The sequence below is a fragment of the uncultured Sulfitobacter sp. genome (assembly GCF_947500075.1).
Taxonomy (GTDB): domain Bacteria; phylum Pseudomonadota; class Alphaproteobacteria; order Rhodobacterales; family Rhodobacteraceae; genus Sulfitobacter.
This window is the reverse complement of record NZ_CANMQS010000007.1, coordinates 85428-102137: the sequence shown is the minus strand read 5'-3', so window position 1 is coordinate 102137 and position 16710 is coordinate 85428. Positions and strand designations below refer to the sequence as shown.

Annotated in this window: 11 protein-coding genes; all 11 read left to right on the top strand. The window is 58.9% G+C overall.

Annotated elements, in window-relative coordinates; genetic code table 11:
• Positions 1–78: 78 nt before the first annotated feature.
• Positions 79–1401: a mechanosensitive ion channel domain-containing protein gene (locus tag Q1A91_RS19520; protein ID WP_299881662.1), complete on the top strand. Its 1323-nt coding sequence runs from the start codon at positions 79–81 to the stop codon at positions 1399–1401.
• Positions 1398–2114 (top strand): hypothetical protein, encoded by a 717-nt coding sequence (locus Q1A91_RS19515; RefSeq protein WP_299881659.1) that lies wholly within the window; start codon positions 1398–1400, stop codon positions 2112–2114. The genes Q1A91_RS19520 and Q1A91_RS19515 overlap by 4 nt, the downstream gene beginning before the upstream one ends.
• Before the next feature lie 189 nt (positions 2115–2303).
• Positions 2304–2672 (top strand): ribosome silencing factor, encoded by a 369-nt coding sequence (gene rsfS, locus Q1A91_RS19510; RefSeq protein WP_299881943.1) that lies wholly within the window; start codon positions 2304–2306, stop codon positions 2670–2672.
• Between the two features lie 21 nt (positions 2673–2693).
• A complete protein-coding gene (gene rlmH, locus Q1A91_RS19505; protein WP_299881656.1) occupies positions 2694–3164 on the top strand; it encodes a 23S rRNA (pseudouridine(1915)-N(3))-methyltransferase RlmH in 471 nt (156 codons plus the stop codon).
• Positions 3165–3476: 312 nt separating this feature from the next.
• The gene (locus Q1A91_RS19500; RefSeq protein ID WP_299881653.1) at positions 3477–4904 is read left to right on the top strand and encodes a hypothetical protein; all 1428 of its coding nucleotides are present in this window, start codon (positions 3477–3479) and stop codon (positions 4902–4904) included.
• Positions 4905–4949: 45 nt separating this feature from the next.
• Positions 4950–5189, top strand: coding sequence for a hypothetical protein (locus tag Q1A91_RS19495; protein WP_299881650.1), 240 nt, complete (start codon positions 4950–4952; stop codon positions 5187–5189).
• Positions 5190–5245: 56 nt separating this feature from the next.
• Positions 5246–6199, top strand: coding sequence for a hypothetical protein (locus tag Q1A91_RS19490; protein WP_299881647.1), 954 nt, complete (start codon positions 5246–5248; stop codon positions 6197–6199).
• Between the two features lie 29 nt (positions 6200–6228).
• A complete protein-coding gene (locus Q1A91_RS19485; RefSeq protein WP_299881644.1) occupies positions 6229–12690 on the top strand; it encodes an ATP-binding protein in 6462 nt (2153 codons plus the stop codon).
• 222 nt (positions 12691–12912) lie between these two features.
• Positions 12913–14286, top strand: a complete 1374-nt coding sequence (locus Q1A91_RS19480; RefSeq protein ID WP_299881641.1) for an aspartate aminotransferase family protein — start codon at positions 12913–12915, stop codon at positions 14284–14286.
• Positions 14283–15464 (top strand): M24 family metallopeptidase, encoded by a 1182-nt coding sequence (locus Q1A91_RS19475; protein WP_299881637.1) that lies wholly within the window; start codon positions 14283–14285, stop codon positions 15462–15464. Before Q1A91_RS19480 ends, Q1A91_RS19475 begins: the two co-directional genes overlap by 4 nt.
• 4 nt (positions 15465–15468) lie before the next feature.
• Positions 15469–16617, top strand: coding sequence for an acetylornithine deacetylase (argE, locus tag Q1A91_RS19470; protein ID WP_299881634.1), 1149 nt, complete (start codon positions 15469–15471; stop codon positions 16615–16617).
• Positions 16618–16710 lie beyond the last annotated feature (93 nt).

Below are 16710 nucleotides of genomic sequence, written 5' to 3'. Positions count from 1 at the left end.
AATCGCAACAAATGCTTCTCACGTGTTTCGGTTGCGCCTTGCGGCTGCTTGAGGCAGTTTTCAACGTAAGGAGTGCTCATGGACGAACCCACGGACCCTTTTGCGGATTTTCTAGTCACTCTTGAGGGGTTGTGGGTCAACGTGATGGGGTTCCTGTCCGGTGTCATCGCGCCGGGCTGGCGTCAAAACCAGCTTTTGATCGTGCTTGGGTTGGCCTTTGTCGCTTGGTGCCTGCACCGCTACTCCGATAACGCTATTCAGAATTACGTGCGTGCCCGCGAAGGCTGGGCCAAATGGCAGCTGCGCCTGATCGTGGTCGCGCGACGCCGGATCGGGTTGATCTGGTTCGCGGTGCTGGCCTGGATCGTCTATGCGGTCATGCAGAACATCACCTGGCCATCACGGTCCTATCTGGTGGGGCTGGGGGCCACGCTTGCCACGGTCTGGGTGGGCGTCGCCTTTGCCGTTCAGATGGTGCACAACCGGCCCTTGCGGCGGATCGTGGCCTGGGGGCTGTGGATCTATGCAACACTTTATTACCTGAACGTTTCCGACGATGTGGCGGCCTTCCTCGATGGGCTGGCGATTGAGCTGGGAGAGTTCCGTCTGTCGGTGCTGACGTTAATCTCAGCGCTGGTGGTGATCGGGGTTCTGGTCACCGTCGCCCGTGCGGCCAGCAAAGCCACCGCCAGCACGATCCGCGCCAATGATGAGATCAGCCCCTCCATGCAGGTGCTGGCGGTGAAGGCTGTGCAACTCGCGCTATATGGATTTGCGTTCTACATGGGCGTGAAAGCCGTCGGCATTGACCTGACCGGGCTTGCGGTTCTGTCCGGTGCGATTGGCGTGGGGCTGGGTTTTGGCTTGCAAAAAGTCGTCTCGAACCTCGTGTCGGGCGTGATCATCCTGCTGGATAAATCGATCAAACCGGGCGATGTGATCTCCCTGGGGGAGACATTCGGCTGGATCCAGACACTGGGTGCGCGTTATGCGTCCGTTGTGACGCGGGACGGCAAAGAATACCTGATCCCGAACGAAGACCTGATCACCGGGCAGGTGGTCAACTGGTCCCATTCAAACGATTTTGTGCGGCTCGATATCTACTTTGGCACCTCATACGGCTGCGATCCGCATGCCGTGCGCAAACTGGCGATTGAGGCCGCCAAAAGCGTGGACCGCGTGCTGAGTTACCGCGCACCGGTGTGTCATATCGTGGGGTTCGGTGACAGCAGCGTTGACTACATCCTGCGGTTCTGGATCAAAGACCCAACCGGCGGACTGACCAACATCCGCGGCAATGTCTATTTGGCACTTTGGGACACCTTTCAGGAAAACAACATCTCCATCCCGTTCCCGCAGCGCGAGGTGCGCATGCTGGGTGATGAGGCGCTTCCGGAGTGAGCACAGGGGGCGTGGTGTTGATCCTGGGCAGCGGACCCAATGCCGTGCAGGCCGCGGCGTGGCCCAAGGCATGGTTCGACCGCATTGTCGTTATCAACAACGCCTGGCGGGTGCGCCCGGATTGGGATGATCTGGTCTTCCCGGAGGATTTTCCGCCTGACAGGCGGCCTGCTGAGAGTGCGCCAAACCAGCGCTTGATCGAAGCGGATGCCTTTGTGCCCGCGCAGAACAGGTTCGGCGGGTTCGTTTTTGCCGGTGCGACGATGGCCTACACAGCATCCTATTGGGCGCTTGATGCTTTGCGGCCCTCGGTTTTGGCATTCTTCGGGTGTGACATGGTGTACCCCAAGTCGGGTGCGACGCATTTCTATGGCACCGGTACCGCAGACCCCTTGCGCCCGGATGTGAGCCTTCGGGATCTTGGGGCCAAATCTGCACGACTTGCGGTAATGGCCGCCCAACAGGGCTGCGTTTGTGTGAACCTCTCGGGCGATCCGTCCTCGTTGCTGTTTGAGCGGGCCGCGCCCTCTGCATTGCGCGCGATTGCCCTGCCGCACGCCCCTTCTGATGCCGTCTTGCGCGCCCGTGAAGAGGCATTGGGATACGCCACGCCAGACGGCCACCATACCAGTTTTGCCGACCGGATCGATGTTGACGCCCTTGATGCGTTGGATCGGTCCTGGCGACAGCTTTTCCGACAAGTCGCAGGCTGACTGCACGTCATTGAGGCAAATCACCTGCGACATAGGGATCAAACCCTTCCATGTCATTGAATTGTCGCCTTTGCGTTGTTAGAGTTAGAGCATTCAAGCGCTGGAGACCCCGGCGCGCAGTCTTAGGAGGACAATGTCCTGTCCATGCACATTGACGCAGCCAGTGCTGCGGACCCACGGGCGACCATGATGCCGGTTGCCAGTGACACTGCCACAAGCGACGCATTGCTTGCGACCGTTCTGCAATCCCTCACCTCTGACAAAGCCGAAGACATCGTGCAGATTGATCTGCGCGGTAAGACGGAGATTGGCGACTATATGGTGATCTGCTCGGGCCGTTCGACCCGTCAGGTTGCTGCGATCTCTGAAAAGCTGGCGCAGACGGTGAAAGATGACTACGGCCTCACCCCCAAAATGGAGGGGAAGGACACCGGTGATTGGGTTCTGATCGACACGGGCGATGTGATTGTCCATGTCTTCCGGCCCGAGGTGCGTGAGTTCTACCAGCTGGAGAAGATGTGGCTGGATGGCGGTGACACCGCTGCGCCGCAGAACTGAACTGCATAGGGCTCAGGCCTGATGCGGGTTCATATCTGCGCGGTCGGGCGCCTGCGCGCAGGGCCCGAGAAAGACCTTATTGATGACTACCTGACCCGGTTTGACCGGACAGGCCGGGGCCTTGGGCTTGGGCCTGCATCCGTGGTTGAGGTCGAAGACCGCAAAGGCGGCGGGATGTCCGCGGAAGCGGATCTGTTGCGCCGTGCGCTGCCCAAAGGCGCAATCATCTGCGCACTGGACGAACGGGGCAAGGTTGAGACATCACCGCAGTTCGCGCAGCGTTTGGCCGATTGGCGCGACGCAGGGCGGGGTGATCTGGCCTTTGTCATTGGCGGCGCGGATGGGATCGACCCTGCGCTGCGCGGGCAGGTGGATCATGCGCTGTCCTTTGGCAAGATGGTCTGGCCTCATATGCTGGTGCGGGTGATGCTGGCCGAACAGCTCTACCGCGCTGCTGCCATCCTGGCCGGGACACCCTACCACCGCGTTTGAATGGCCGACACCTGCGTGCCCAAACGGCTGTGCCGGGCAGGGTGGGACCGCCTCAACCACTCGGGCCCCTTGCGTGCACGGCATGTCACCATGCGCGAGCCGGACCACGCTTCGGCGGTTTCCGAAAGCCAAGATCTGGCACTTCCCTGAGTTGCGGCAAAGGGGGCAAAGCAAAATACTCGACAAATTCCACTAGTTCGCTACTGTGATCGCGCTGGGGTTAAGTCTTTGTTAATTTTATTCCATATCAACCGTTTCTTGGGGGCAAAAAACGTGATTCCATCGCTATCGGTTCGGTTTGCATTCGCTTTTGTGGCATCTTCTTTCGCGGGTGCTGCATATGCCCAGACGGACAGTTGTCCCTGGGAGGATCAGCTTGTGTGTGCCTGTGACAACGCAGGTATCTCGATCTCCGATCCAAAATGGCGCGCCTGTTTCCTTGGGGATGTGAACTACACCAACAGGACACAGATCGACCCGCTTTCTGCCCGGTCCTTTTCTGCGCTGAACTGGCCGGTCAAGATTGGTGAAGATGGCAAGCCGGTTGTTGGTGTGCCGGACCTTGATGCAAAACGGCAAGAGGACTGGACACCGGTCTGGGCGACGTGGAAGAGCACCCGACAGGTTTTCCGGGGCGGTCAACAACCGATTGCCTGGGACGACACCGACGGAGTGGTGCCGCAGGCCTGTCAGGACCTCGACCTTGACGCGGAAAAGGCGAATGTGACCTTCGCCGCCAGCATCCCGTCGGATGTGCCACCGCGTCTGCTGAATGAATACCTGAACCCGGAAGGTTTCGCGCTGATCGACGCGGATGGGGTGCCGGTGCGCTATGATGTGATCTTCAACCGGCAGGCCTATGACTATGTCTCGCAAAATACGTTGTGGGACGCGCGGGCGCTGGAGCAATACATCGAAAAACACGGCAAGCTGAACATGCCCGTGGGTACCTGGAACAAGGGAAAGGAAAACCCGGCGCGTCGGGGTGCGATTGTCCTCAAGACGTCATGGAAGACCCTGTCGGAGACGGATGATCCCACGCTGTTTCACAAACAATGGGCCTATGTCACACCGGTGATCGAAAATGGCCGCCGCACCCATGACTGCCAGCTCAAACCTGTTGGCCTGATTGGCATGCACATCGCCTACAAGACAGCGCAGATGCCCGACTGGGTCTGGGGCACGTTTGAACATATCGATGTCGCGCCGACCTGGACTGAAGTCGGCGCCACGATCTCAAGGAAGTTCCCGTCCGGCAAACCCACACCTGACTGGCTGCTCTATGCCTTGGATTCCGCAGGCGCGCCCGGTGTGAACGTGCCGCCGAAATCGGCGCTCACAGGGACAGCGTCACGGATCGTCAAGTCCTACCCACCGGGCTACTATTTTGGCACCATTGGGGCAGATGGAAGGACAAAAACTCCCTGCGAGGATGGAAATCAGGAGTTCTATTGCATCAACGAACTGATGCAGAAATTCTTCACCGGGTCTGTGTTCAAGAACTATCAACTCATCGGATCACAATGGCGGCAACCAGCGGCAAACTATGGCGGATTGCTTGTGCCGGAGATCCTGGGCAACGCGACGATGGAGACCTATTCACAAGCCACATCCAGTTGCATCAATTGCCACTCACACGCGGGACCTTCCGACCAGCGCGGAAAGCTACGTGTGTACGATTTCATCTTTACCTTCCAACGCGACGTATCGGACGTCTCTGTCCCGACACAGGGGAACTGAACGCACGTTGGGCCCACGCATTCAAAAGCAAGAAAGGAATTTGAATTGCCTGCTGAGAAAAACACCCCCGAGTATTACACAACTATGGCTGTTGCGAAGTTGTTTGAAGATGACGGCATGCGCCAGGATTTCATGAAGGTCTACGGCCAGAGTCAGCCGCAGGCCCAGAAGTTCCTTGAGGACAATCTGGGTATTCCCACTGAAATGGCGTATGAGATCACGATCAAGCCGACCGCTGAAATCAACGCGTTTGTTGGAAAGAACGTTTGTACCTACCTCTGGTAAGCTGCTGACGACGGGCAGGTTGCGCAACGATGATCTGCCCGCAATCCTATCTCACGATGGCCCTTGAGAGGGCTGATCCCGCTTTGGTGTCCAAGGGCACGCAAGAGGCGATGAGCCGCTTTGCGGCAACGCTGCCGGATGCCGCATCGGGTCACATCATTGAGTGCCGTCTGGCAGAGCCCGGTGGTGCTTGTGATTACTCCATGGTGCTCAGCCGGGGCGACGGTGGTTTCGAGGTCTTCCAGCATGGCATCGGTGGTGATCCGTTCTGGATCCAGGCCGAAGCCCTTCTGACAGCAACACAATCCACGCTGGGCGATGCTGGTCTGGTCTGGCTGGAGTTTGACTTTGCTGATGATCGTCCCGCTGCCCCGTGCTTCTTTGTCTCCCACGGCCCTCAATCAGATGCAGATCAGCGTGGATTCGCATTGGGGGCGGCCTTGGCTGAGGTCTTTGTGCTTCCGATCGGGGAGACCCTGCGCCAACTGGCGCTTCAGGTGCCGGTGTCGGTCCGGTTAAAGCAAGCCGGGATCATGGCGGGGCGGGGCGCACGCAGCCTGCGGCTGGTCTTGGATGGCGTAAAGAGCGACACCATCACCACGTTTCTTCAAACGCTCGACTGGCCCGGTGACATGAGTCTTGCAGCCGATCTGCAAAGGATCGCGCACCAGATCGCTCCGCAGGGCACGTGCCGCATCGATCTGGACGTTGGTGAGGGCCTCGCCCCGACATTGGGCATCGAACTTCTGTATTCTGATCTGGCAAAGCCGGATCTGGTTGCCGGTGCGTTGCTCCGCGAAGGGCTGGGCGTTCCCGAAACTGCTGCTGCACTGGTGAAGATGATGCCGCGCCGCACGTTGTTCACCTCGGCTGAGCAGGGCATGCCGCACCGTCTGGACTTCGGGTTGAACCACCTCAAACTCTCGGCGCAGCCAGCGACACAGGTTCTTGAAGCCAAGGCCTATTTCAGTCTGCTTAACTTGCCTGACTTCCAGCAGATTTCTGTCTAGACTGCGTTCAAAGACCCGGGGTGTGATACTTGATCCGTGAAAACAAGAACGCTGCAGCCAAACACGGCCTGTTGACTGTCGAAGGTGGCAATGCAGGAGAGGTGTCGCTGATATGGAGCGCGGCACCGCTTTCCAAGCAGCAGGCAAACCTCAGCACAGCCCGTCTGGCCACGCTGCAAGAGCTTGCGGGTCAGGGTCTGCCCCACGTGCTGGATTTTGTGAACGACGGCGCGGCTGCAAAGGTGGTGATGAAGCGTCCACCCGGCGATGACCTTTCCCGCGCGATTTCAAGGGGTGGTCTGCGGCTTGGGCATTTCCTTGATATCGCGACGCAATTGGCCAAGGCGGTGAAGGCACTGCACAACCGGCGTATTCCGCATGGCCACATCAAGCCTGCATCGGTTTTCTTGGAACCGCGCACCGGCGCGCTGACGTTGGCGCTGCATGCCGATAGTTTCAGTTGCCCGGCAGGACGCCCATCCGACATCACCGGACGGAGCCTTGAGGATATTGCCTATGCCGCGCCTGAGCAAAGCGGGCGGATCGAAACCAAGGCGGACCTGCGTGCGGATCTCTATGCGCTGGGCCTGGTGTATTATGAACTGTTGACCGGAGCGGCCCCCTTCAGCGCGTTCGATGAGATGGAATTGGTGCACCAACACCTCGCCATTCCACCGCGCCCCTTGACCGATAGTCGCGCTGATGTGCCGGAACAGCTTGCAGATCTTGTTCACAAGCTCTTGGAAAAGTCGCCCGACCGCCGCTACCAGACTGCCTTTGGTCTGCTGTCTGATCTCAAAAGATGTGCGGCAGCGTTTGAGGTTGATGGCGAAATTCGACCGTTTGCGCTGGGCTCGCAAGATGCACTTGCGGCGTTCCGGGTGCCGAACCGTCTGTTTGGCCGCGACCGCGAGGTAACGCGTCTGATGAATGCGGCAGAACGTACCTTTGCGGGCGGGGTGGAGAGCATTCTGTTGGCCGGTCGCAGTGGCACGGGCAAGTCGGCCCTCTCCGCGAAGCTGCGGGATGTTCAGAATCGCACGGTGAAGCCGCTGATCATTTCGGGCAAGTATGAAGAGGTTCAAAGCCTTCCCTATCTGGCCATTCTGGAGGCGCTGCGCGAGTTCGTGATGCTGAAAGTCTCCCAAGGGGGCGATGAGCTTGAGCGCTACCGCGAAAGGCTGGTCGAAAACCTTGGCGACAACCTGCACGTCATTGCAGAGTTCCTGCCGGAATTGCGCTTGGTTACCGGCGATCTTGCAGAGAGCGCGCAAGGCGATCCAATGGAGCGCAACCAGCGTTTCCGCATCGCCATTCAGGCCTTCTTTGAAACCATGTCGGATGCCGCCAACCCGGTGATCCTGTTTCTTGATGACCTGCAATGGGCCGAGAGCGCGTCAATTACATTGCTGGAGGATGTTTTCAGGACGGCGCAGCTGTCTCATCTGCTGTTGGTGGGGGCCTATCGCGACAACGCCCATGGGGCGAAGGAAAAGGTCGACCGGTTGGTGCAGGCCTTTGAAGACACCGGATTGAACGCAGAAACGATCCAGATCAGGCCGTTGAAGAGCGCTGACACACTGGAGCTTGTTGCGGCTGCGATGAACCTTGAAGACGCGTCTGACGTGGCTGATCTTGCGCAGGTCCTGCATGGCAAAGCGCAGGGCAATGCGTTCCACCTGCGCAGGCTCCTTCAGGCTTTGTACCAGGAAGGTGCGATCCATTTTGATCAGGATACCGGACGCTGGACCTGGTATATGGACGCGGCAACCCGACAGGTTGTGGACGCTGACATCGCCCTTCTGATGACGGAGCGTATTGAGCTGTTGTCCCCCACAGCGCTTGAGACCATTCGCTATGCAGCCTGTTTCGGCACGACCATCACCCCCGGCACGCTGAAAATCCTGAGCGATCACAGTGAGGCCGAGATCGAAGCGCTGTTGAACGAGGCGCGGGACGAAGGCTTTCTGGAACACGACGGCACCGCCAAGGAGATCTACCGCTTCAGCCACGACATGGTGCGCGATGCGGCCTATCGGCTGACCCCGGAAGCAGAGCGGAAAGAAATCCACTACACCATCGGTTCGTTTCTGCTCAACGACATGGAGGATCTGCACACCGACGAGCGGCTGTTTGCGGCACTCGATCAATTTGATCTGGGGGCTGAGTGTTTACGGGCTCCGCAACTTGGCCGTTTGGTCATTCAGGCCGTGCTGGCTGCTGTCACCCGCGCCAAGTCGCTGGCGGCATATGACGTTGCACATCGCTACCTCACCACCGCCACGGCCATCACTGCGGAGTTTGGAGGTGTCGATTGGGACAGTGAGCCCGAGACCACGACAAAGCTGCGCCGTGAAATGCTGGAAGTCACTTTCTTCGTTTCCGGCTTTGAGACGGCCCGTCCGATATTCGAGGATCTGCTGGAAAATCTCTCCTCCCCTCGCCAAAAGGCGCAGATCTATCAGCTTCTGGTCACGCTCCATACCTACCGATCCGAATACGAAAAAGCGCTGGCATTCGGGACCGAAGGCCTGAAACTACTTGGGGTCAACCTGTCACCGCCATTGCAGCCGAAAATCGGACAGCAACTGGCTCTGACACATGTCGAACTGCGCCGCCACGACGTCTTTGATTTCTCGTCCTTGCCCGAAATGGACAATGAAGCGTCAGAGCAGTTGATGGAAATGTTGATGATCGTATCGACACCGGCCTTCCTGACCAACAAGGATCTCTTTGTTCTGATCTCGCTCAGGATGTTCCGGATCACGTTGCGCGATGGGTTGACCAGCGCCGGGATATTCTCAATCCAGAACTATGCAGTTGTGATGTATATCGCCTTCAAGGCGGTTGACCGCGCCTATCGCATCGGGACCAATCTGTTCCCCTTGCTGGAAAGCCGCGACATCAGCCCTCAGGTCCGGGGGCGGCTGTTCTATACCTACTGTGTCGTAGTGGCATGGCATTTCCGCGACTACGACGCATTGCACGATTTGTTGTCCGAAGGGATCACGCACAGCTGGAAGGCTGTTGATCTGGAGTATGTCGGGTACTTCTACTATGGGCTCTTGAAGTACACGTGGGTCGGCTGCAAACCGCTGTCCGCGCTGACGGCTGAACTGAACGATTTTGACCGCTATCAGAAACGTCTCAAGCACGAAGTCCTCAATGACATCACCGCCGTCTATCGGCGTGCGATAGAGCGGCTGACGGGAGGGGCGGATGACACGCTTTGGTCCCGGCCGGATCGGGTTCTGGAAGAACAGATGGCGGGTGAAGCCGCCGTGGGCAGTTTCCTGACCACCGAAATGCTGCTGACCCACATCTACGGCGACTGGAAGGTGGTGCGTGACCTCTATGGCAAGCTGCTGGCTGAAGAAGGGTTCACCACACTGGGTCCGGAATTTGTCGATTACCATCTGTTGTCTGGGCTTTGCATCACACGGCCATCCAAAGATGCGCTGAACCTGTCGGACCGCCAGCGCAACGCCCGGCTCCGCAAGCACCTCAAAGCCCTGCTGCGCCTGAAGAAGAAATTCCCAACCAATCACAGCTTCCAGTACCAGCTCCTCTTGGGAGAGGAGTTGCGGATGAAGGGAGAGTTGGAAGCCGCGCTCGTCCAGTTCAGCGACGCAGTGCAGAATGCCGAGGATCACGGCATCTGGTCTTATGCCGGGATCGGGAGCGAATGCGCGGCACGCACCGCTGAGGCCATGGCCGATAAGGACCTCCAGATCAACTGGCTTCGGCGCGCCCGGCGCGCATATGACACATGGGGTGCGACATCCAAGTCTGACCTGCTGGTCCGTGAACACCCCGAAGTGCAAGAAGCCGGGGTGCAGGCCGGAGTGGTTGATAAACCAGCCGAGATGGATCTGTCGACCATTGTCAAAACCAGTCAGGCAATCCTTGAGATCACCGACATTGATACGCTTCTCAAACGTCTTCTGGCCATCGCGATAGAAAACGCCGGGGCGAACACCGGACAGTTATTCCTGCGGCGGGACGATGAATATGTGCTGGCAGCGACTGCCGACACCAGCCGGGGGGATGTCAGGGTCAGCCTGGTCAAACCCAACCAGCCCCTGCGTGACCTGTCAGACAGCAACTACCCCAAGGACATCGTCTCAAAGGTGGTGGCGCTCAAGTCGTCCCTCATCCTCAGCGATGCGATCGCAGCACCGGGGCTGGACCGTGACCGCTATGTGGCGCGCACATCTCCGAAGTCGATCTTCACAATGCCAATCATGGGCACAGGTGAAGTGCAGGGTGTCCTGCATCTGGAAAACACCCTGGCCGAGGGGGTGTTCACACCTGCCCGTCAGGAAATTCTGACGACGATCATGACCCTTGCCGCGATCTCCATCGACAACGCGTTGCTCTATGAGCGCCAGAAAGAGGCGTTGGAGCTTGAGAAACGTGCCTCCAGTGAATTGGCACGGGTGAACCAGCTTAAGGATGAATTCCTCGCCAACACCAGCCATGAACTGCGCACCCCTCTGAATGGCATCATCGGCTTGGCAGATGGCATGATCGGTGGCGCGAACGGTCCGCTCTCGGCTGAGGCGCAGGGCACGCTTGATCTGATCGTGTCGTCCGGGCGCCGACTGACCAACCTTGTGAACGACATTCTGGATTTCTCCCAACTGAAAGACGGCCAGATCGAGATTTCTGCCGTGCCACTGGATCTGCGCACAACGATTGATGTGGTCTTTACCCTGATGCAGGCCCATGCGCGTCAGGCAGGCGTGAAGATGGAAAACAACGTGTCGCGGGACGCGCCAAACGTTCTGGCGGATGAGGATCGTCTACAGCAGATCCTGATCAACCTCGTCGACAACGCCGTCAAGTTCGCTCCGGGTGGCCGCATCAATATCGACTGCGAAGCGGGCGAGGGCAGGGTGCGCATTATCGTCTCTGATGATGGGCCCGGCATTTCAGCAGACAACAAGGAACTCATTTTCCGCGGGTTCGAGCAGATCGACGCATCGACACGCCGCGATCAGGGTGGGCTTGGCCTGGGGCTTACAATCTCTCGGCGTCTGGTGGAACTGCATGGCGGAACCCTTGTGGAGACCGGCACACCCGGCAAGGGCGCGCGGTTCACCTTTGACCTGGAGGCCACCAGCCAGAAGCCATCTGAGGCAAGCATGGCTGTCTCTGTCGTTTCGGCAGCGCCGGAGGGGGCGAGCGTCACACCAATTGCCCGTGACGTCGTGCTGCAACCTGTACAGAGCGAAGCGGGCACGCGCGGCGGCAAGGCCCTGTTGGTGGATGACGATCCCGTCAATCTACAGGTCCTGGAAAACTTCATGAGTTTGGAAGGGTTTACGACCCAATCTGCCAGCGATGGCGAAGCCGCGCTCAAAGCGGTGGCGGACGGTTTTGAACCTGATATCGTGCTGCTGGACGTCATGATGCCGCGCATGTCCGGATATGATGTCAGCGTGCGGCTGCGCGAAACCCATTCTGCATCTCGTTTGCCAATCATCATGCTGACGGCCAAGAACCGGCTTGAAGACCTGCGCGCCGGGTTTGCGGCAGGGGCGACGGATTACCTTGCGAAACCGTTCTCTCGTGATGAGCTTTCAGCGCGGATGCACGCGCATCTGTCGCTGACGCGGGTATCAAATGCCTACAAGCGATTTGTCCCTGTGGAGTTCCTCGATTTCCTTAATCGGGAGAGCATTCTGGACATAGATCTGGGGGACAACATCTCGCGGCAGATGACGGTGATGTTCGCGGACATTCGTGGCTTTACCACCATTGCCGAACAGTTGACCCCGCAGGAAACCTTTGAATTCCTGAACGAATACTTCCGCCGGATCGGCCCGATCGTACAGGAAAACAACGGCGTCGTGGCGCAGTTCCTGGGCGACGGCATGATGGCACTTTTCCCAGGCCACCCCAGCGACGCCGCCAAAACCGCCGTGGAAATGCAGCGCGAATTGCGACGGATGAATGTGGATCGCGCGGCGGTTAACCTGCCCCCTATCGGCACCGGCGTGGGGCTGCACACCGGTGATCTGATCATGGGCATTCTGGGCGACAAATACCGGCTGAACGGCAATGTGGTTTCTGACACGGTCAATGCTGCGGCACGGCTGGAATCCCTTACCGCGCAATGTGGCGTATCCATCGCGGCATCAGAGGCAGTGATTGATCAACTCCCCGAAAGTCTCAGAAATGAATGCCGCAGGCTGACGCGGGTGCGCATGGCCGGTAAATCAAACGCGGTGGATGTCTATGAGATTTTTGCCGGTGATATCGTTTCCGACATCCGCATGAAACAGGACACCCGCAAGCAGTTTGAAGGTGCCGGTGATCTGTTCCTCAATGCGAACTTTGCCGAAGCCGCAAAGGTCTTTGACCAACTGTCAGAAGCGCACCCGCGCGATCTGGCTGCGGAATGGATGGGCGCGCGGGCTGGACAGTTGGAATTGAGCGGCGCCAGCCTGACCTGGACAGGATCAGACACGCTGACGCGAAAGTAGGGGTGTTTCGGTCCAGCGGCGTCGGTGGGCAGGTTTTTCCACCTTCTCAAGATTGCAAACATCTCCTAGGCTCAAGTCACCTTGGCAATAAAGGCATTGTGCGCAGCTGCTTGGGTGAGCGGAGCTTCCCGCCCTGAACCTGGTCGAGATAGGCCTTGTTTGCGCGCATATGGCTCCTTTCATGAAACGCTGGTCCGATGGGAGCAGAGCAGGAGGCAGCCAATGCGGCACAATGACAAACTTGAGGAATGGGATCGGGAGAATTTCTTTCACCCCTCCACACATCTGGCCGAATTTGCCCGTGGAAACGTGACGCAGCGCGTCATTACGGGCGGGTCAGGCTGCCACATTCAGGACCGCGACGGCAACAGGATGCTGGATGCCTTTGCCGGGCTTTATTGCGTCAACGTGGGCTATGGCCGGACGGAGATTGCTGACGCCATCGCAGATCAGGCGCGTGAGCTGGCGTATTATCATTCCTACGTGGGGCACGGTACCGAAGCCTCCATCACGCTGGCAAAGATGGTGCTGGACCGCGCGCCTGAGCATATGTCGAAGGTGTACTTCGGCCTGTCCGGGTCAGACGCGAATGAAACCAACATCAAATTGCTTTGGTACTACAACAACATCCTTGGGCGGCCAGAGAAGAAAAAGATCATCTCGCGGCGGCGGGGGTATCACGGGTCCGGCTTGATGACAGGTTCCCTTACGGGGCTTGAGCTGTTTCACCGCAAATTTGATTTGCCGCTGGCGCAGGTTCATCACACGGTTGCGCCCGACTACTTCCGCCGCGCCGATCTGGACCAATCCGAGGCTGAATTCACCGCCCATTGTGTGGCGGAGCTGGAGGCGATGATCGCGCGGGAGGGTGCAGATACGATTGCGGCCTTCATTGGCGAGCCTGTGCTGGGCACCGGCGGGATCGTGCCGCCACCCGACGGCTATTGGCCTGCCATTCAGGCCGTTCTGGACAAATATGACATCCTGTTGATTGCCGATGAAGTGGTGACCGGGTTTGGCCGTCTTGGGTCGATGTTCGGATCAGACCACTACGGTATGACGCCCGACCTGATCACCATCGCCAAAGGGCTGACATCTGCCTATGCGCCGCTGTCCGGGTCTATCGTATCCAAGAAGATGTGGCAGGTGCTGGAACAAGGCACCGATGAAAATGGGCCCATTGGGCACGGGTGGACCTACTCCGCCCATCCGATTGGCGCAGCGGCGGGGGTGGCCAACCTCAACCTGATCGACACGCTTGGTCTGGTCGATAACGCTGGCACCGTTGGCGCGGGGCTTAACGCGAAGATGCGTGCCGCCCTCGCTGATCATCCGCATGTGGGGGATGTACGGGGCGCAGGGATGCTCTGTGCGGTTGAGTTCGTTCAGGACAAATCCGATCGGGTCTTTTACGACCCTGCCGCCAAGATCGGGCCTCAGATAGCGGCGACACTGCTGGAACAGGATCAGATCATCGCGCGGGCGATGCCGCAGGGGGACATCCTGGGGTTTGCACCGCCGTTCTGCCTGTCAGGTCAGGAGGCAGATCTGATCGTCGCAGCCGTGACGCGGGCGGTAAAGGCGGTGCTGGGATGACTGCAAACGTCCCCTTCAGCAGACCGGAATATGACCGCCGCCTCGCCCTTACCCGTGCGGCGATGGCGCGCGCGGGGCTGGACGCGATCCTTGTCACCGATCCATCCAATCAAGCGTGGCTTACGGGCTATGACGGCTGGTCATTCTACGTACATCAAGGCGTGATCGTGACCCTTGAGGGGGAGCCCCTGTGGTGGGGCCGCCATATGGACATGCTTGGTGGGCGGCGGACCTGCTGGATGGATCATGCCAACATCCTTGGCTACGGCGATCACTATGTCCAATCGACTGAAATCCACCCCATGCAGGACCTTGCAAGTGTTCTCAGGACGCGCGGGTTAGAACGGGCCAGAATTGGCGTTGAAATGGAGAACTACTATTACTCGGCCAAAGCTCACGAGGTTTTGCAGACTGACCTGCCACTGGCGCAGTTGAGCGATGCGACGGGTCTGGTGAACTGGCAGCGCCTGATCAAATCGGAGGAGGAGATCGCCTTTATCCGCAAGGCCGCGCGTATCTCGGAGAGCGTGATGCAGGTCGCGCTTGACCGGGCGGCGCCGGGGGTGCGCAAGAACGATCTGGTGGCGGACATCATGCACGCAGGGATCACAGGGGTTGGGGAGGACTGGGGCGATTACCCTGCCATCGTGCCCCTGACGCCCTCCGGCCTTGATGCCACGGCCGCGCATCTGACATGGAATGGCGACAAGATGCGCGCGGAGGAGGCGACGTTCTTTGAACTTTCGGGCTGCTATCGCCGCTACCACGCGCCGCTGTGCCGGACGATCTATCTGGGCACCCCACCGGATGAGATGAAGCGCGCCGAAGCCGCGCAGTTGGAGGGGATCGCCGCCGGGTTGGAGGCCGCGCGGTCAGGCAATCGGACCTGTGATATCGCCAATGCCTTCATGCAGGTGATGGCAAAACACGGCATCGAAAGGAAGGGGCGCATGGGCTACCCCATCGGCCTCAGCTACCCGCCCGACTGGGGCGAACGAACAGCCTCGATCCGCACGGAGGACACAACTGTCCTGCAAGCGGGCATGGTGTTCCATTTCATGCCCGCCCTCTGGATGGACAGCTGGGGGTTGGAAACGACCGAGACGATCCTCATTCAGGCGGATGGCGCGGCCCAGCCCTTGTGCGATCTTCCGCGCAAACTGTTCGTGAAAGGCTGATCCCGTGCTGGGCACCACAAAGGCCATTCTTGCAGATCTGATTGCCTTCCCAACGGTATCCGCCGACAGCAACCTTGAGATGATCGCCTATATCGGCACGCTGTTGAAGCAGTCAGGCGCTCAGGTGCAGCTGTTCAGGGATCCAAGCGGGAAAAAAGCGAACCTCTTTGCCACGCTTGGTCCCCCCTGCGACGGCGGCATAGTCTTTTCGGGGCACAGCGACGTTGTTCCCGTGACCGATCAGGAGTGGACGACCGACCCTTTCTGCATGACGGAACGTGACGGGCGGCTCTATGGACGCGGGTCCTGTGACATGAAGGGGTTCATCGCAGCGACACTGGCCATGGCGCCAAGGTTTGCGGAAGTTGTGCGCGACAGGCCGCTGCATTTTGCATTCACCTATGACGAAGAGGTCGGCTGCATCGGTGCAAGGCAATTGGCGCACTCCTTGGGAGAGATAGGCATCCGTCCCAGCGTCGCCATTGTTGGTGAGCCGACGAATATGCGCATCATCGAAGGGCACAAGGGCTGCTATGAATACACGACCTCGTTTCAGGGTTTGGAGGGGCATGGCTCCAATCCCGATCTCGGCGTAAATGCCGTCGAATATGCAGCGCGCTATGTCACCTATCTGCTTGATCTGAAGGAGCGGTTGCGCGGTATGGCCCCTGCAACCAGCCGGTTTGAACCACCCTGGACCACCATAAACGTTGGGGCCTTGCATGGCGGCACGGTCCACAACGTGATCGCACCCAAGGCACAGGTGGATTGGGAAATGCGCCCGGTGCAGAAGTCAGATGCTGATTTTGTCAAAAGCCATCTTCAGAAGTATTGCTCCGATGTGTTGTTGCCGAAGATGCAGGCAGTCTGCCCCGATGCGCTGATCGAAACGCATGTTGTCGGGGAGGTCGACGGGTTGGTCCCGGTTCTTGAAAACGAAGCACGGCAGATCGTTGCCCGGTTGATTGGCACAAATGACGCGGGCCTTGTGCCCTTTGGGACCGAAGCGGGCATCTTTCAAGACCTCGGGATGGATGTCGTCATTTGCGGCCCCGGCGCGATCGAGCAAGCCCACAAGGCAGATGAATTCGTCGAGATGGATCAGCTCAATCAGTGTCTTGCGATGCTGGGGCGGCTTGCTGACACGCTATAGGCACCTTTAACCGGACGCGCGGGCGATGCACATGCAACGCTGGATGCGTAAGGGAAGTCTCGTTTGACGTGCGACATGGATGGGGCAGGTCGC